The organism is Pseudomonas sp. HP_14, from assembly GCF_055283875.1.
Genome location: NZ_JBTOQI010000043.1, coordinates 1 through 16,078 on the forward strand (window position 1 = coordinate 1; position 16,078 = coordinate 16,078).

Consider the following 16,078-nt stretch of genomic DNA (forward strand, 5'->3'; position numbering starts at 1 on the left):
CGCGGTGTGTCAGTCACTCCGCGATCGCAGCCTTCGGCAGCTCCTACAGTGGGTATGTGGTTAAAGCAATGGGCCGCAGATTAGAAACTCATCTCGACCACGTCATCCGGCACGATCAATTTACCGGCGGTCTTGGCGATGATCTCTTCGACAGTTACGCCCGGTGCGCGCTCGCGCAGGATGAATGCGCCATTCTCGATTTCCAGATAGGCCAGATCAGTCAGCACCTTGCGAATGCAGCCAGCGCCGGTGAGTGGCAGGCTGCAGCGGGGGAGCAGTTTGGATTCGCCGTCCTTGGAGGCGTGAGTCATGGTCACGATGATGTTGTCGGCCCCGGCCACAAGGTCCATGGCGCCGCCCATGCCTTTGACCAGTTTGCCGGGGATCATCCAGGACGCGATGTTGCCCTCCACATCGACTTCGAAAGCGCCGAGAACGGTGAGGTCCACATGGCCACCGCGAATCATTGCGAAGGACTGCGAGGAATCAAAAATCGATGCGCCGATCCGTGCAGTAACGGTCTGCTTGCCAGCGTTGATCATGTCGGCATCAATGGTTTCCTCAGTGGGGAATTCGCCCATGCCCAACAGGCCGTTTTCCGACTGGAGCATGACATCGATGTCGGTGGGGACGTAGTTGGCCACAAGAGTCGGAATGCCGATCCCGAGGTTCACGTAGTAGCCATCCTTGAGTTCGCGTGCGACGCGCTGAGCCATTTGTTCGCGGGAAAGTGCCATGGTCTGAAGTCTCTTTGTTGTTTTTGTGCTGCTGCCTGTGCCAGGCAGCATCCGGAGCCGGCTGGCGTCAGGCTTTTCTGACGGTGCGCTGTTCGATGCGCTTCTCGAAAGTGCCGAGAATGACCCGGTCAACATAAATACCTGGCGTATGGATTTGCGAAGGCAACAGCACACCAGGCTCAACAATCTCTTCGACTTCGACCACGGTGATCTTGCCCGCTGTGGCTACGACCGGGTTGAAGTTCTGTGCGGTATGACGATAGATCACATTACCGAAATGGTCGGCTTTCCAGCCTTTGACGATGGCGAAATCGCCAGTGATGGCCTCTTCGAGGATCACGTTGCGCCCATTGAACTGACGGGTTTCCTTGCCTTCTGCCACGGGAGTGCCGTAGCCAGTAGCGGTGTAAAAGGCTGGAATACCGGCACCGCCTGCGCGCATTTTTTCCGCGAGAGTACCTTGAGGGGTGAGTTCGACCTCCAGTTCGCCACTGAGCAACTGACGCTCGAACAGGGCGTTCTCGCCGACGTAGGAGGAGACCATTTTACGAATCTGCCGGTCTTCGAGCAGGATGCCCAGGCCAAAGCCGTCAACACCGCAGTTATTGGAAACCACCGTCAGGCCTCTGACGCCCATACGTTTGATTTCAGCGATGAGATTTTCCGGGATGCCACACAGGCCGAAGCCGCCACACAGCACCGTCATGTTGTCGGTCAGCCCGGCGAGGGCTTCCTGATAAGTCGCCACTCGCTTGTCGAGTCCAGCCATGATTGATCCGCCTTTTATAGTTGTGATCGACGGTCTGGCCGTCGGGGGAGCGTTGGCTCATCTTCTCTCGGAGGCAGTGATTTGTTAATTTTGTTTTTCTGATCAATTAATAAGAAAAGCAAATATATGAACGTCAAACAGTTAAGGGCGTTTCTGGCCGTGGCGCAGCATTTGAGCTTCGCTCAGGCAGGGGAGCGGCTGCATGTGTCGCAACCCGCGTTGAGTCTGACCATCAAGAGTCTGGAGGATGACCTGGGCGGGCAGTTGCTCAGCCGTACCACACGCACGGTCAGCCTGACGCCGGAGGGCGAAACCCTGCTGCCGCTGGCCCGGCAACTGCTCGCTGACTGGGACAACGCCGAAGAATTGCTGCGTCAGCGTTTTACGCTGCAACTGGGCAAAGTGTCGGTGGCCGCCATGCCGTCTTTTGCCGGTAACTTGCTGCCCGGTGCGCTGAAGGTTTTTCGCAGCCGCTACCCACGGGTCAACGTGGCCGTTCATGATCTGATCAACGAAGAAGTGCTGGAGATGGTGCGTCATCGCCGGGTCGAACTGGGCATCGGCTTTGAACCGGAGTCCAGCAATTCCTTGGTGTTCACGCCTTTTTATACCGATCGCTTTGTCGCCGTGGTGCCGTTGGACTCGCCCATTGCACAGCGTCAGCAAGTGACATGGCAAGAGTTGCTGCAGGAGGACTTCATCGCCTTGCAGCGCCCATCGGCAGTGCGCTTGCTGCTGGAACATCATCTACAGGCCCGACACGGCAAACTTTCCGTGGCGTTTGAAAGTCACCAGCTTTCAACGATTGGTCGCATGGTCGCCAGTGGGCTGGGCGTCAGTGCGGTGCCCTCGCTCTGTATCCAGCAGATGCATGAACTGGGCGCCCGTTGCATCGCTTTGGCAGAACCGACGATAGAGCGCCCGATTGGCCTGATGATGCTCGCTGACCACAAGTTGTCTGCCGCTGCCCAGGCCCTGCGCGAGGTGCTGATCGAGTACGCACAATCCCAGATTCCGGGCTTGGCGGGTGTCTAGCTCAAGGGGGGGGGGCAATCGTCAGGCGTTGAAACTGTCACAAACTTCACATTTGCAAGCAGAGCGTTACGGTATCGTGTCGGGTAATTACAACTAAATGTTTCTGTGGTGATGCGACTGCGGAACCGACGATAAGGAAGAGCGCCTTGGATGTATCTTCTGCTGCCTGGCTTGTGCACGATACCCGCCTGATTATTTGTTGCCTGGTTGCGATCGCCACGATTATCGTGCTGATCAGTGCCACTAAACTCCCTCCTTTTCTCTCGATTCTGATCGGCACATTCATTGCCGGTATCGGTGCGGGCCTGCCTGCTGAAGAAGTCGCCAAGGCCTTCAGCAAAGGCGCGGGTGGCATTCTGGGCGAGGCTGGCCTGATCATCGCTCTGGGGGCCATGCTCGGCGCGCTGATGGCGGAGTCGGGCGCAGCTGACCGGATTGCCACGACGCTATTAGGGTTTGGTAAAGGGCGTTCATTGCCTTGGGTGATGGCGCTGGTGGCGATGGTCATTGGCCTGCCTTTGTTCTTCGAAGTCGGCCTGGTGCTGATGGTGCCGATCATCTTTGTCATGGCCCGACGTTCTGATCAGCCTTTACTGAAAATCGCGATTCCGGCCCTCGCTGGCATGACGACGTTGCACGCGCTCATGCCGCCGCATCCGGGACCATTGATCGCAGTCAGCGCGTTGCATGCCGACCTTGGGCTGACCATGCTGCTGGGTTTTTGCATTGCAGTCCCGGCAGTGATTCTCGCCGGTCCGCTTTACGGCAACTGGTTGTCCAGACGCATGGACATCAAGGAACCGGCTGAGTTGGGCGAGCTGTTTTCGGCTAAGCCGGACGTAACCCGTCAGCCGGGGTTCGGTATTTCGCTGCTGATTATTCTGCTGCCGGTGATCTTGATGCTGGGCAGTACGCTGGCCAAGATATTGATGGACCCGCACAGCTCGCTGGCGTTGACGCTAAAGTTTCTCGGCGAACCCCTCGTCGCGTTGAGCATTGCGGTGATTGCGGCGGTGGTTTGTCTGGGCTGGGCCAATGGCCTGACGCGCGATCACGTGAATGGCACGCTGCGCAAAAGCCTTGCACCGATTGCCGTGCTGCTGTTGACCATCGGTGCAGGAGGCGGTCTCAAGCAGACTTTGCTTGACGCCGGAGTGAGTCAGACCATCAGTAAAGTGGCAGAGGGCGCACATATCCCGTATTTGCTGCTGGCCTGGCTGATCGCCGTGGCGTTGCGTCAGGCCACGGGCTCGGCGACCGTCGCAACCACTACGACCGCTGGCATTCTTGCGCCGATGATGGCGGGCCTTGCGGCGACGCAGAGCTCATTGGTAGCACTGGCGATTGGCGCAGGTTCAGTGTTCTTCTGTCACGTCAACGACGCAGGTTTCTGGATGGTCCGCGAATATTTTGGTCTTCAGTTGAAGCAGACTATTTGGGTCTGGTCGGTACTCCAGACCATTGTGTCAGTAGTGGGGTTGGTGGGGACGCTGCTGTTGTGGTGGTGGTTGACGTAGGGCTGCTGCGGTCTATGTGGGAGCGGTGCTTGCCCGCAAATCAGGCACCTTGGTGTATCAGGCATATCGTGTAATCGTTCATCGCGAGCAAGCTCTACTCCCGCAGGGTTCTGTGTGATTGCACGAACCTTATAGTCCACTGCTATCCAGCGATCACACTCAAAGGTAAATCCATGCCAGACCGTGAAATCATCATTCCGCCCTGCATGCGCAATATCGTTGAGCGTGCGGGGTATGTTCCGGCGGTCAAGGTTCAAGGCACGCTGTATTGTGCGGGCCAGATTGGGCGTACGCCCGAACTTGAAGTCATTCATGACCCTGAACAGCAATTCATTGCCTGCTGGGAAAACCTGCGCACGGTGCTCGCCGAGGGCGGTTGCAGCTTTGAGGATGTGGTGGAGATGACCACCTATCACGTGGCGATGAGCGAGCACATCGCCGTTTTTCGTGACGTCAAAGACCGCCTATTTCCTCGTGAGCGTTGTGCCTGGACGGCCATCGGCGTATCTGAACTGGCGGTTCCGGGGCTTCTGCTTGAGATCAAGTGCATCGCCGTTCAACGCGATCAGAACCAATGATCCAATAGACCGAACTCTCGGGACAAAGCTGCTGCCGAAACAGGGTCAATCATCAAATGATCCTGTGAGGAAGTCATGAGCACACGACCTGTAGACAGCCATCCAGCGCAAACCCCTGATCTCAAACCCGGTGAGTCCGAAGGGAAATCCAGCGCCGACGATAACGACGTTCGCGATGCGGATATCAACGAAGTTGAGCCCGATGACCCTGATGTAGCGGGCGATGATGCTTCGGACAAGCCGAGCTGAGGCAAGCGCTATGGGCAAGGTGATTACGGCCCGCGAGTTGGCGGTGGATCTGAAGCAGGGCGATGACGTTGCCTTGTTCAAATGGTTTATCGCCAGTTTTCTGATGGGTAAGCGTATTCATGCCGACATTGCTGCGCAGGCGTACCGGGTGATTGTCGATCAACATGGATGTGATACGCCCCGCAAGCTTGCGGGCAAGTCCCACCGTCAATTGGTGGCAATGCTCGGCGAAGCTCGGTATGTGCGCTACGACGAGTCCACTGCCATGCGCCTTACAGCGTTGGCGAAAAAACTCATCGAGGAATATGCCGGGAAGATTGCGCAAGTCGCTGCTCGCAGTGACAGTCGGGCAGACTTCGAAAAGCGTCTAGGTGAGTTTGACGGAGTAGGCCCCAAGACCATCGAGATATTCATGCGCGAAGCCGGTGAGGTTCTGTATTGACCTTGGTGCATCTTCGACAACAAGGCCAGTGGGCACGCAGCTCACGATGCGTTGCTACTGCGCAGGCTGCTGTCCTGACTGGCCGCTGGTTGTTTCGCGGGTAGAGTGTGCTGCATCGCCGCGTTTGCAGGGGCCGCTCCGGATTTCAGCAACGCCTGAATCGCCTGACTGTAGGCCTGGCGCCCGATACGCATGCTGTTGTTGTGAGTCCCTCCGGGCACCAGCAAGAGTTTCTTCGGCTCTTGAGCGGCCGCAAACAACTCTTCGCTGAAGCGAGGGGGGACATAACGGTCATCCGTGCCGTGCACGATCAGCAGGGGCATGTGAATGTCGGCGATCTTGTCGATGGAGTCGAATTTCTGCGACAGCAGCCAGCGTACCGGCAGCGAGGTGTAATCATTGGCGACTGCGGTAGCGACATCGGCCAGGGTGGTAAAGGTGGATTCGATGATAAGCCCGCGAGCCTCAGCCGGTTGCGTGCCGTCCCGCGTATCGCGGCCCAGTTCGGCGGCCAGATCCACGGCTACCGCACCACCCAGTGAATGCCCGTAGATCAGGCGACGGCTGGCGTCGGGCTGTAGGAGCTTGAGGCGTTCCCAGGCAATTCGCGCATCTTCATACACGGTGCTCTCTGACGGCAAGGAGCCACGACTTTCGCCGAAACCGCGATAATCGATGGCCAGTACCGAGAAGCCCAGGGCGTGCAGTTCTTCGATACGAAACAACTGACCGGTCAGGTTCCAGCGCGATCCATGCAGATAAAGTACGGCGGGAGCATCTTTGCGGTTGGCGGGCCACCACCAGCCGTGAATGCTTTGCGACACGCCGAATTGCGGGGCTTTGAGCTCCAGCTCTTGCACGTTGGCCGGCAGCCCGCTGTACCAGCTGGCAGTGCCGGGCTCGATGCGGAATACCAGTTCGCGCTCCGTGTGTTGCAAGACGGAGCAACCGACGGGCAAGCCAATGATGAACATCAGCATGCAGGTCCAGGTGAGCCAGCGCGCCCTGATACGAGCCAGAGAAAAAATGGCCATGGATTACTTCCCCCGACTTTCAAGCTAAAGGCTGACTGTAACGACGTTGTCATGATACCGATTGTTTGATCGGTTACAGGATATTGCGGACCCGGCCGGTCATATTTCAGGGGCGGAAGTGATCGCTGATCAAACCTATCAATATGTCGCAGGCGGCGCTTGAGTCTCCCGCAGCCTTGACCAGTTGCAGGCGGTGCAGTGGCAGTGGCGGCAGGCCTTCTTCTGCACCGAGAATACGCATCTGGGCACTGACCCGGCTGCGGTCGATGATACCGACCGCCATGCCTGCGCAAATTGTTGTTTCCAGTGCGCTGGAGCCTGCCGACATGACGACCATGCGCCACGTGCGGCCGATCCGGCTCAGGGCGTCGACCGCTACGCTGCGGTAAGGGCAGCCTTCGCCGTGCAGCGCCAGTGGCACGGCCTTGTCGGCACGTAGCTGATAGCCAGGGGCAGCTACCCACACCGGCTCAGTGGTGCCAAAAGTTTTTAGCGGTTGATCCGGGCTACTCGCATCAACGGGGACTACCAGCAGGGCCAGATCCAGTTGACCTCGTTGCAGTTGATCAATAAGTCGGCCGCTGGACGCGGTTTCAACTTCGAGTTCGATCTGCGGATAGCCGCTGGTCAGTGGCGCCAGAGTGCTATGGAGCAAGGCTGCCGCATACTCTTCGGAAATACCCAGTCGTACCCGGCCGCTGATCGTCGGCGAGCGGAAACCTGCGAGCAGTTGATCGTGTGCCTGCAACAGTTCGGCGCTTTGCAAGGCAAAACGCCGACCCAGAGGCGTCAGCGTAACGTTCTGATTGTCCCGTTCCAGCAATCGCCCACCGGTAATCTCCTCCAGACGCCGTATGTGCAGGCTTACCGCCGAAGGGCTGCGGTTGAGAAAGGTGGCTGCGGCCAGGAACTGTTCGAAACGGACAACGGCCTGGAAGGTGCGCAGCAGATCAATATCCAGCGTGCTTTGCATGATTTATAAATCCTGCATCAGTGATACTAATCATTTCGTTTGATTGAAGTACCTGGCCATTCTTACCATCAGGCTCATTCAATGCAACAGGGGATGCCAGATGAACGGCCAGACGGTAGAAATATCGGTTCAAACAGCTCAGCAGCAAGTAAGAGCGGCTTCTGGATCCCGCTGGGTAAGCAGTTTGCTATTAGCCGCGATGGTGCTGAGCTGGAGCTCCGGGTTCATCGGCTACCGTTATGCCTCCGAGCACAGCGGCGTCATGCTGGTGACGTTCTGGAGGTTTGTGCTGATGGCGTTGTTACTGTGCCCGCTGGTGCTGGGCTCGCTGCGTCAGCTCAACTGGCGAGTAGTGCGGCAGCAGATGCTGGTAGGGCTTTTTGGTATTGCCGGTTTCATCGCAGCGATTGCACTGTCCATTGAGCTAGGTGTGGCGCCGGGGACCAGTTCGCTGATTGCCAACTTGCTGCCACTGAGCATTGTGTTGTCCGCAGGGCTGATTCCCGGGCAGCGCACCCGTGGCTGGCAATGGGTAGGGGTTGCGCTGTGCATTGTCGGGATGTTGATTGCCAGTGCTGCGAGTATCGAGCTATCCAGTGCGCCGATCTGGGCGTACGGCTTGCCGGTGTTGGCGGTGCTGTCGTTGACAGCTGCGACGATTTATCAGAAAAAGTCCGCTGCAGTCCCGGTTCCTGCGTTCACTGCATTGTTAATCCAGGCAGTGGCCACCTTGCCCGTTTTCGCCGCGCTGGCGATGTGGGAGGGCAGCATCGTGCCGGTGATGGTCAGCGATTTCGGTTTGGCCGTGTTATGGCTGGTCATATTCGCCACCTTGGGCGGCTACGGCTTCTATTGGCTGTGCGTGCAGCGTTTCAATGTCCAGACCGTCAGCGGTGCGTTGTTTCTGACACCGCCAGCAACGATGCTGTGGGCTTTTGTGCAGTTTGACGATCCTCTGCATGGCGCTGCTCTGCTGGGCGTAGCCCTGACCTTGATCGGTCTGCCGTTCTTGCGCAGGCGCTGACGTCGGCGCATAAAAAAGCCGCCTGCCCTTGAGGGGAGGCGGCCTGGGCCTGATCCGTTACATCAGGATCGCAATCAGGATGATGACCGGGATCGGAACACCGAGTAACCACAGCAGGATGGAAGGCATAGTCGTTCTCCTTGGCTTAAAGAGCCGTTGTTCTAGTAGTGGTGTAAGCGCTGTCGTCCAGATAGGTCACAGCGTCGCGACGACGGCCGCCGTAAATCGCAGCGAAGCTGGCGAAGAACGCACCGCAAAGCAGCGAGACGAATGTCCACAGTGCAGTCATTGCGGCGACTTTGGCGGCGGTATCAGCAGCTTCCTGTGCAGCTTTTTTGGCATCTTCAAGTGCCTGACGAGCCTGGCCATAAACCTGGTCGACACGACGCTCGGCATCCGCTTGGCTGAGGTTGGTACGCTGAGCAATCATCTGCGCCAGATAGGTACGATCTTCAGCACTCATTTGCCCATCGTTGCTCAGGGTGCGGCTGAAGATGCGCAGCACTACGCCATGCGCAGCGTCATCACTGACGGCAGCGGGGCGATCATCGCGGAACAGGCTGTCAATGTAATAGCCGTAGTCCTGACCACTGGCGTTACTGTTGCTGGCAGCGCTGCCTGCGACCTGAGTCACGGCACCCGCAGCACCGGAAGCCACGCTGGCACCCGCCTGAACGCCACCCCCGATAATGCTGCTGACCGAGCTGGCAATCAGCGTTGCGGCTACCAGTGTCGCGATGGCCCACGACAGGAAGCCGTGAGCAGTGTCGCGAAAATACACCTCATCACCATGCAGATTGGCCCATTTCACCCGCAACCTGCCGGCGAGGTAACCACCCAGCCCTGAAGCGATGATCTGCGTCAGCGCCAACCAGACGACCGTCGATATACCCAGACTCTTGGCGCTGATGCCTTCATTGGCCCACGGCGACACCGCCGAAAAGCCCAAGCCGAAGCCCAGCAATATAAGAATTAAGGAAAGCGCAGCGGCACCGGCGGCACCAGCAAAGATTGCCCCCCAGGACACACCTGAGTGGTTGGAGGATTCTTGCGCGGCAGAGGGGAAAGTATCAGCGGATGAAATCATTATTTTTCTGCTCCATGAAGGATTTTGTTACAGCCTCCCTCAAACAGTTGCAGTGCTTATGCCAGAAGCTGAATTAATTAAATCCTATTTGATTCATGGGGTTAGAGAAAAACAGTGTTTTTTGATTCATGCATTTTGCAAGGCGCGAGCTTTTATTACAGGCGTTCTGCATGAAGCAGGAATTATTGATGCATCAAGGAGTTGCGTTATTTTCTTGAAGTGCAGGAAGCGTAATAACCTGCAGGTCAACGTTGTTATCTGTTCACCGGATCTTCTTCGTTACACGTATGCGGTCAGGTGGCTCCAGTGACGGATTTTTGTCAGTGTCAGTCGTGCAGGCATGGATAGTTCGCATATAGTATTCAAGCGCTTGTTATTTTCATTCTTCAAGAGGTCACTGCCCCATGTTCTTGAACCGCCCCCTGGAAGAAAAAGACATCCCCACCGTGTGTGCCTTGCCACAAAACGTCGATGAACTGTTTTACATGTTCCCGCGCGCGACCTGGCCGCTGACGCCTCCACAATTGATCGATGCCTTGCATAATCATTCTGATTCGACGGTGATCGAAATGGATGGCGAGGTGGTGGGGTATGCCAATTTCTCACGCTGTGATTTCCGTGGTCGTTGCTCTTTAGGCAACGTCATCATTTCACCCAAGGCGCGCTCGCGAGGGGTAGGGCGCTATCTGATCGGGTGCATGATGGAATTGGCTTTTGACAAGCATGAGGCTAGCGAAATGACAGCATCGTGCTACAACCATAATGTGCCGGGCCTGTTGTTTTATCCCAAGCTTGGCTTTCGGCCCTATGCCATCGACGAGCGACGTGACAAGCAGGGTGGACGAGTGGCGCTGATCCATTTGCGTTTGCCGCGTAATGATGGCTGAAGAAGACATTGTCCGTCAGTCGCTAAACCGGGGCTGACGGGCATAGGTACCCGATGCGCAGGCGGTATTATTGATACAAGTCATGTACAGGGAGTGACGAAGGTAGTTAAGTGAAACGTTTCTTCTGCTGTTTATATAAGGTTTGCTTCTTTGCAGGCTAAAAAGAGCATTTAAATCGTTATTGCTTCACCGTGGTGCGAGGCGTATAAATAATCAGCCCCTCAATTAATTGACGACAGTTGTCTGGCGATAGTGAAGGCCGGTGCCGCCTTTATGTGTATGTCCATCGTGGCAGGATTTAGCCACGCGTAAGATGAAAAAGGAGAAGGACATGATTGCGTATAGACTTTCCACCCTCGAACTAAGAAGTATTGTCGAGAGCGCCTTTCTGCCCCTGCGTTGCACGTGCAGCGTATCGCCTGATTCGGCAATGACCGTACAGATAGTCGACCCTCATTCTGAGCGGGTGGAGCTGCTAGTCACGGGGATTTCCCTGGACCGCCTCAACACGACGCGTGACATATCCGAGCTGGTCGCGGAGCTGCGCTACGATCTGGCGCATACCCGTCACCACCACGCCAAGGCTCGTATCGCTGTCTGAACGCGTCAGGTGAGTGTGTCTTGAGGTCATAGCTGGCTAAGCCGCCTTGTCGGACTTTCTCAAAGTCTTGAATGGCGGCTTTTATATGCCCGAATATCTGAGGCGGACGTATTCCGGATCCAGATCGCCTGGGTGCAAAAGACCTAGTTTGGTCAGCATGCTTTTTTACCATGCAAATTTAATGTTTTTCAAAGTATTAAAGTTTTAGCATTTCAGCTATATAGCTATTCCCGCGTGCACGCCGGTGCACGGGAAAAGTATGTTGTACGATAACTTAGTGAAGGGATCGACGGTGTTCGTTCTCAAACAATAGCCTGAAAGGTTGTTCACCGCTGCCATTCATTCCGCTGCCGTTGGTTTCGAAATAATCCCGTATCGGCCCAGCCTCGATGTTTCCTTCCAGTGCCACCCTGATTACCGCTGACTTGAGTAAATAGTCTGGCACTTCTCCCAGAATCGTCAGCTCTCGCAAGGTTCGCCCGTCCTGCTCCACGGTCGCCAGTCTGACGCGGCAGGTTGCCTGCATCGGCACCGGGCCAAACAGCGTGTCGCGTGAGTAATCGATCTCGGCAATGCCTGAGCGGTTGTTTTTTCCGGCGTTCATATTGACCTCTACATCCATCAGGCTTGTTGGCTTCTGTAGACATTGATACCTGTTGCGACGGATAAGTTCTGCCGTTGCAGATCAAGGTGTGCACCGCTCATCGGACATCAGCTGTCAACGAATAGGTGGGTGCAGTAAATGCAAGCGTCGCCAAGATGCTGGCGCTCTCTTTTCACGCGCGGGTGAGCGAGGGCATTGATAATTAAATGAGTGTAAATTCTCATGGTCGGTATAAATACTGGCTGTTTAACGTCGTCAAAAAATAATCAGTATTTAAATCAATGCTTTGGAATAGAAAAATATAGATTTCTGATAATAATCGGAAAATTGACACATTGACTGATGTTTGAAATTATCCGTTCACCCCTGCGGTGTTCATTTAAGTCGCCTTCCTTCGCTTCCCCCTCACTGTCAGGACAGAACCCCTGCGGTAGCGTTGTCTTACAACAATTTCGTCGTCAGTGCTGACAAGCGTCTACCTGCGCACCAATTAAAACCTGCGTCCCGGCTATCAAGTCAGGGGTTCCAGCTGTGTACGTTCTAAATGTCGTGCTGCCCACGCGGGTATCAACCGTTTGAATCGACCCACTGCCCGTTTTGTTAAACGCGATCTCACGCATCGATTGATTAAAGGAGCCTCACTATGCTTAGAGACTATCTGGAAACCAGCTGCGGCTGTGTCGTGGCGGGGGCAGGGCCTGCGGGCATGGGGCTGTTGTTCAATGCTCTGAAGAGCGGAACACTACCCGATCTGGCGCGCGACGGGCTGATTATTGTCGACTCCAGTGCCAGCCCGGGGACAGGGAGCCTGGGTGATTATCGAATCACCGCCAACTCGGTGGGCGATGTCTTTCTCGACTGTCTGCGTGACCCTGCGCTGCGAGATGTCTTCGGCCCACTGGAGCATTCGCCCACTTACTGGCGGATTCGTCGCCAGGCGCATAGCGCGCCGCAGTTGTCGGATGTCGGTGAGTTGCTGGCAGAGGCGTCGAAGCTGATGCTGGATTTTATTGTCCAGCGCTACGGCGTGAAGTTGTGGCACAGCACTACCGTGACCGAGGTGGTCCGGCAGGGTGATGAGTTCGTGGTCTGGGTCGAGAACGAAGGACGCACACGCCGCATCCGCAGCAGAACCCTGGTATTGAACTTCGGTGGTCAGCAGAATCCTGACTATTTGCGCGAAGGCCTGGCAGATCAAGGGCTGACGTTGCCTGCGTCGACGCCCATCATGAGCTCCGACATGTTACTGCGCATGAATGCGGTGCAGCTGCGTGAAGTGTTCGCCCCGGCTCTGGCCGCATCAGGCAGGATTACCGTGGTCGGCGGGTCTCACAGCGCTTTTTCCATGCTGGAAAACCTGGCTGATGCTTTGGAGTTCGCAGGTCTCAAAGAGATCACTCTGGTGCATAGGTCTGCCATCCGTCTTTTCTTTGAGAGTGCCGAGCTTGCGCTGGCTGCGGGTTATGCCTTTCATCCGGTGCGTGATGTGTGTCCGGTATCCGGGCGGGTCAATCGCTCCAGCGGTTTGCGTTACAGGGCTCTCGATATAGGGCGCGAAGTGCTGGCCCGTGGCTGGGCAGGGAAAACCGGAGTCAGGGTCTGCGCTCATCAGGTTCAAGGAGGGGCACCGGGAGAATATGAGCAGGCGGCTCAGGCGTTGACTGAATCCAGTGTTGTCGTGCAATGCACCGGGTACCAGCCTCGCTTGCCGCTCTTCAGCGACCCGGATGGTATGCCAATCACGTTGCGTCAGGTGAAAGGTGGTATTGATTCTGATCTGTCGGGTTGCCCCCTGGATGCGACGGGGCAGCGGATGCATGGCCTGCACCTGTTCGGGATCGGGGCAGGCCTGGCGGCTGATGAACGCCTGGGTAGCGAGCCTTCATTTGACGGACGGATTTACGGCGTCTGGCAATTTCATAATGATGCGTCCCGATCAGTGATCGAGGCGCTCATGACGCGCTTGCATCAAGCCCCAGCGGAAACGGCGAGCCATGATCGCAGCCTGGCGCAGCGCTTGCCGTTTCTGTTTCCGGAGCTGGTCGCAGCGCAAAGCTGACAGTGCTATCGGCAAAAATCTACCATTTGTAACTCACTGAACTGACCACGCTACGTTCGTCACCATAGCGGCAGGAGTTCGCGCAGTAGATGTAGCGCTCATTGCTGAGGTTCTGCGCCCTTACGCTGACTTGCCAATTGGCGTCCACTTCGTAGCTGACTCTGGCATCAAACAATGTGTAAGCCGGGATCTTGCGATCGCTGATGCTGGGCGTGGTGTGTGTGGTGCCGTTGTAGCGGGCGCCAGAGCCGACGGTCACCTTGGGCAGACCGAGCGCGGCGAGACGGTAATCGAGCCAGAGTGCTGCGCTGTGATAAGGCGTCCCTTCAATACGTGAGCCCTCCAGGCTCTGATCGTTGTCGGCAATGATATGGGCGTCGGTGTAAGCATAAGACGCGTTCAGGGCCAGCATCGGTGTCAGTTGTGCCTTGGCTTCAAGCTCGAAGCCTTTACTGCGCTCCTTGCCGGTTTGCTCATCGAAGTCCGAGCCGGGGATGGAGGTGATGACGTTTTTTTGCGTCAACTGATAAACAGCGGCGCTGATCATGATTTCGCGACCGGGAGGCTGGTAGCGGATGCCGATTTCGTACTGCTCGCCTTCGGTAGGCAAGAATGCCTGGCCTTCGCTATCGGTTCCGGCCGAGGGCAGGAAGGACTGGCTGTAGCTTATATAGGGCGCCAGACCGTTGTCGGCCAGGTAAACGAAGCCAATACGGCCTGTCGTCTTGTTGTCGCGCACCCTGGCCCGGGACTTATTGCTGTAGTTCAGCGTGTTGTTTTCGGCCCAGTCCTGGCGTATCCCGAACAGCCCGACCCAATGCTCGTCAAACTTGACCTGCTCCTGCAGGTAGACCCCGAACTGCTCGCTGTGCAGATCCGAGCCGCGATCGGTGGTGGTGTTGACTTGCGGCAAATTGCCGTAAACCGGGTTGGCCAGGTTCAATGCCGGTGCATTGCCGCTGAAGCGATGGCTGTCATAGGTCTTGCGGTAAAGGTCCACGCCACCCAGCAGCGTGTGCTGCCAACGACCACTGTCGATATTCCATTGCACGCTGGTGTCACTGGTCCAGCCGGTGGATACATCTTCGCGAGAATTATAGGTGCGTGACAGGCTGGAAAGGTTCGGTCCGGTGATACGGCTACTGTTCAGGGTGATGTAGTCGTAGTCGGCGCGTGATTCGTAATAGCGCAAGGCGTGACGCAACTGCAGATCGTCACTGAGGCGACGTTCGAACAGATACCCGAAGGTTTGCAGCGTGCCATCGTAGTCGTCGTACCCCGGCTCGCCCGGGAACAGATCGTAAGGTACTTTGTAGCCCGGAGTAGCGCTGAAGGTGGTCAGGTTGTACTGGATGGGCGGCGTCAGGGTTGTCTGTGTCCGCTGGTGGGTGGCGAGCAGCGTCAGGCGAGTGTCGTCGTCGATTTGCCAGGTCAGGGCCGGGGCGATGTATTGTTTGTCGTCATCAATTTCGTCGAACTGCGTACCGCTGTCACGCCACAGTCCTGTCAGGCGATAGCTGAAGCGACCTTCAGTATCGAGTTGGCCGCTATGGTCGGTGGAAATCTGTTTACGGTTGTTGTTGCCATATTCGACGTTGATTTCGTGCAAGGGCTGCAGCGTCGGTCGTTTGCTGGTGGTATTGACCATCCCGCCAGGCGCGAGCTGGCCATAGAGTACGGAAGACGCGCCCTTGAGTACTTCCACACGTTCAAGCCCATAAGGTTCCTGCCCACCCTCAAACTGGGTGCTCTGCATCTTCATCCCGTCGCGCAACACGCTGCCAGTGCGCGGGCCAATATCGAAGCCCCGCAGCCGATAGTCGTCGGCAACCCGGCTGTAACCATTTGGCTGACTGACCAGCCCTGCGGTGTAGTTGAGGACATCGGCCAGACTGTCGTGCTGGCGTGATGTCAGCTCTTCGCGAGTGATGACCGAGATGGATTGAGGTGTTTCCCGCAACGGCGTATCAGTCTTGCTCATGGTGGCGCTGTTGGTCGCTACTTTGCTATGGGCCGGGCCCCACGCATTCTGGCCATAGCCCTGGCCATTAACGTTGATGTCTTCCAGCTCTACTGCCTGACTGGCGACCACCGGCTCGATGCTGAAAGTCCCGCTCGCGGTGGTGTGCAGTCGTAAGGGCAAGCCTTGCAGGACCTGACTTAATGCTTGCTCGGTGCTGTATCGGCCATTGAGCGCGGGTGCGCGCAGGTCGCGGGTCAGTTGCGCATTGAACGCGATGCCACGGCCACTCTGTCGGGCGATGGCGGTCAAGCTTGCATCAAGAGGACCGGCCGGCAGGGCGAAGTCGATAAGTTGCTGTTGTACCGCCGGGCTTTGTGCGGGCTCGGCCATGCTGTGCAAGGCAGTCAGGCTCAGGGCTAGCGTCAACGGCGTCAGGGTCAGGCGAAGTGGGCGGTGCATGACAGCAATTTCCCCTCTGGGATAGTCGATGTCAGCTATGTGACGCGAGCGAGGTCGATA

General features: G+C 56.7%; 16 protein-coding genes. 9 read left to right on the forward strand and 7 right to left on the reverse strand.

Going from position 1 to position 16,078, the window contains the following annotated elements:
- Nucleotides 1-80: 80 nt before the first annotated feature.
- Nucleotides 81-737: a CoA transferase subunit B gene (locus ACYASS_RS21805; protein ID WP_122666416.1), complete on the reverse strand. Its 657-nt coding sequence runs from the start codon at nucleotides 735-737 to the stop codon at nucleotides 81-83.
- A 67-nt stretch (nucleotides 738-804) separates the two neighbouring features.
- Complete coding sequence (locus tag ACYASS_RS21810; RefSeq protein WP_243245744.1) at nucleotides 805-1,506, reverse strand: CoA transferase subunit A; 702 nt, start codon at nucleotides 1,504-1,506, stop codon at nucleotides 805-807.
- A gap of 126 nt (nucleotides 1,507-1,632) precedes the next feature.
- On the opposite strand from ACYASS_RS21810, the gene ACYASS_RS21815 reads away from it, so the two are divergent.
- The 5 genes from ACYASS_RS21815 to ACYASS_RS21835 all read left to right on the forward strand — a co-directional run bounded on the left by ACYASS_RS21815 (nucleotide 1,633) and on the right by ACYASS_RS21835 (nucleotide 5,327).
- A complete protein-coding gene (locus ACYASS_RS21815; RefSeq protein WP_463587649.1) occupies nucleotides 1,633-2,541 on the forward strand; it encodes a LysR family transcriptional regulator in 909 nt (302 codons plus the stop codon).
- 146 nt (nucleotides 2,542-2,687) lie between these two features.
- The gene (locus tag ACYASS_RS21820; protein WP_243245742.1) at nucleotides 2,688-4,058 is read left to right on the forward strand and encodes a GntT/GntP/DsdX family permease; all 1,371 of its coding nucleotides are present in this window, start codon (nucleotides 2,688-2,690) and stop codon (nucleotides 4,056-4,058) included.
- Nucleotides 4,059-4,231: 173 nt separating this feature from the next.
- Nucleotides 4,232-4,636: a RidA family protein gene (locus tag ACYASS_RS21825; RefSeq protein ID WP_463587650.1), complete on the forward strand. Its 405-nt coding sequence runs from the start codon at nucleotides 4,232-4,234 to the stop codon at nucleotides 4,634-4,636.
- A gap of 75 nt (nucleotides 4,637-4,711) precedes the next feature.
- Complete coding sequence (locus ACYASS_RS21830) at nucleotides 4,712-4,885, forward strand: hypothetical protein (protein WP_463587651.1); 174 nt, start codon at nucleotides 4,712-4,714, stop codon at nucleotides 4,883-4,885.
- A gap of 10 nt (nucleotides 4,886-4,895) precedes the next feature.
- Nucleotides 4,896-5,327 (forward strand): DNA methylase, encoded by a 432-nt coding sequence (locus tag ACYASS_RS21835; RefSeq protein WP_463587652.1) that lies wholly within the window; start codon nucleotides 4,896-4,898, stop codon nucleotides 5,325-5,327.
- Between the two features lie 41 nt (nucleotides 5,328-5,368).
- On the opposite strand, the gene ACYASS_RS21840 is transcribed toward ACYASS_RS21835, so the two are convergent.
- Nucleotides 5,369-6,361: an alpha/beta hydrolase gene (locus ACYASS_RS21840; RefSeq protein ID WP_463587653.1), complete on the reverse strand. Its 993-nt coding sequence runs from the start codon at nucleotides 6,359-6,361 to the stop codon at nucleotides 5,369-5,371.
- Between the two features lie 106 nt (nucleotides 6,362-6,467).
- Entirely contained in the window at nucleotides 6,468-7,334 is an 867-nt protein-coding gene (locus ACYASS_RS21845; RefSeq protein ID WP_463587654.1) for a LysR substrate-binding domain-containing protein, read from the reverse strand.
- A 184-nt stretch (nucleotides 7,335-7,518) separates the two neighbouring features.
- On the opposite strand from ACYASS_RS21845, the gene ACYASS_RS21850 reads away from it, so the two are divergent.
- On the forward strand, nucleotides 7,519-8,358 hold the full coding sequence (locus tag ACYASS_RS21850) for a DMT family transporter (RefSeq protein ID WP_463587655.1): 840 nt from the start codon (nucleotides 7,519-7,521) through the stop codon (nucleotides 8,356-8,358).
- Between the two features lie 145 nt (nucleotides 8,359-8,503).
- On the opposite strand, the gene ACYASS_RS21855 is transcribed toward ACYASS_RS21850, so the two are convergent.
- The gene (locus tag ACYASS_RS21855) at nucleotides 8,504-9,445 is read right to left on the reverse strand and encodes a hypothetical protein (protein WP_463587656.1); all 942 of its coding nucleotides are present in this window, start codon (nucleotides 9,443-9,445) and stop codon (nucleotides 8,504-8,506) included.
- Nucleotides 9,446-9,849: 404 nt separating this feature from the next.
- Here ACYASS_RS21855 and ACYASS_RS21860 point away from each other — a divergent pair, with 404 nt between their 5' ends.
- Nucleotides 9,850-10,332 carry a GNAT family N-acetyltransferase gene (locus ACYASS_RS21860; RefSeq protein ID WP_243245734.1) on the forward strand — a complete coding sequence of 161 codons (483 nt, stop codon included), beginning with the start codon at nucleotides 9,850-9,852 and terminating at the stop codon, nucleotides 10,330-10,332.
- Nucleotides 10,333-10,663: 331 nt separating this feature from the next.
- Nucleotides 10,664-10,933 carry a DUF1652 domain-containing protein gene (locus ACYASS_RS21865; protein WP_463587657.1) on the forward strand — a complete coding sequence of 90 codons (270 nt, stop codon included), beginning with the start codon at nucleotides 10,664-10,666 and terminating at the stop codon, nucleotides 10,931-10,933.
- 274 nt (nucleotides 10,934-11,207) lie between these two features.
- Here ACYASS_RS21865 and ACYASS_RS21870 read toward each other — a convergent pair whose 3' ends face one another.
- A complete protein-coding gene (locus tag ACYASS_RS21870; protein ID WP_463587658.1) occupies nucleotides 11,208-11,537 on the reverse strand; it encodes a hypothetical protein in 330 nt (109 codons plus the stop codon).
- 643 nt (nucleotides 11,538-12,180) lie between these two features.
- On the opposite strand from ACYASS_RS21870, the gene ACYASS_RS21875 reads away from it, so the two are divergent.
- Nucleotides 12,181-13,596, forward strand: a complete 1,416-nt coding sequence (locus tag ACYASS_RS21875; RefSeq protein ID WP_463587659.1) for a pyridine nucleotide-disulfide oxidoreductase — start codon at nucleotides 12,181-12,183, stop codon at nucleotides 13,594-13,596.
- 19 nt (nucleotides 13,597-13,615) lie between these two features.
- Here ACYASS_RS21875 and ACYASS_RS21880 read toward each other — a convergent pair whose 3' ends face one another.
- The gene (locus ACYASS_RS21880; protein ID WP_463587660.1) at nucleotides 13,616-16,018 is read right to left on the reverse strand and encodes a TonB-dependent siderophore receptor; all 2,403 of its coding nucleotides are present in this window, start codon (nucleotides 16,016-16,018) and stop codon (nucleotides 13,616-13,618) included.
- Nucleotides 16,019-16,078 lie beyond the last annotated feature (60 nt).

Coding starts and splice junctions, on each gene's coding strand:
- ACYASS_RS21880 (WP_463587660.1), bottom strand. CDS start 16,018: ATGCACCGCCCACTTCGCCTGACCCTGACGCCGTTGACGCTAGCCCTG.
- ACYASS_RS21860 (WP_243245734.1), top strand. CDS start 9,850: ATGTTCTTGAACCGCCCCCTGGAAGAAAAAGACATCCCCACCGTGTGT.
- ACYASS_RS21855 (WP_463587656.1), bottom strand. CDS start 9,445: ATGATTTCATCCGCTGATACTTTCCCCTCTGCCGCGCAAGAATCCTCC.
- ACYASS_RS21865 (WP_463587657.1), top strand. CDS start 10,664: ATGATTGCGTATAGACTTTCCACCCTCGAACTAAGAAGTATTGTCGAG.
- ACYASS_RS21845 (WP_463587654.1), bottom strand. CDS start 7,334: ATGCAAAGCACGCTGGATATTGATCTGCTGCGCACCTTCCAGGCCGTT.
- ACYASS_RS21870 (WP_463587658.1), bottom strand. CDS start 11,537: ATGAACGCCGGAAAAAACAACCGCTCAGGCATTGCCGAGATCGATTAC.
- ACYASS_RS21835 (WP_463587652.1), top strand. CDS start 4,896: ATGGGCAAGGTGATTACGGCCCGCGAGTTGGCGGTGGATCTGAAGCAG.
- ACYASS_RS21810 (WP_243245744.1), bottom strand. CDS start 1,506: ATGGCTGGACTCGACAAGCGAGTGGCGACTTATCAGGAAGCCCTCGCC.
- ACYASS_RS21805 (WP_122666416.1), bottom strand. CDS start 737: ATGGCACTTTCCCGCGAACAAATGGCTCAGCGCGTCGCACGCGAACTC.
- ACYASS_RS21815 (WP_463587649.1), top strand. CDS start 1,633: ATGAACGTCAAACAGTTAAGGGCGTTTCTGGCCGTGGCGCAGCATTTG.
- ACYASS_RS21825 (WP_463587650.1), top strand. CDS start 4,232: ATGCCAGACCGTGAAATCATCATTCCGCCCTGCATGCGCAATATCGTT.
- ACYASS_RS21830 (WP_463587651.1), top strand. CDS start 4,712: ATGAGCACACGACCTGTAGACAGCCATCCAGCGCAAACCCCTGATCTC.
- ACYASS_RS21840 (WP_463587653.1), bottom strand. CDS start 6,361: ATGGCCATTTTTTCTCTGGCTCGTATCAGGGCGCGCTGGCTCACCTGG.
- ACYASS_RS21875 (WP_463587659.1), top strand. CDS start 12,181: ATGCTTAGAGACTATCTGGAAACCAGCTGCGGCTGTGTCGTGGCGGGG.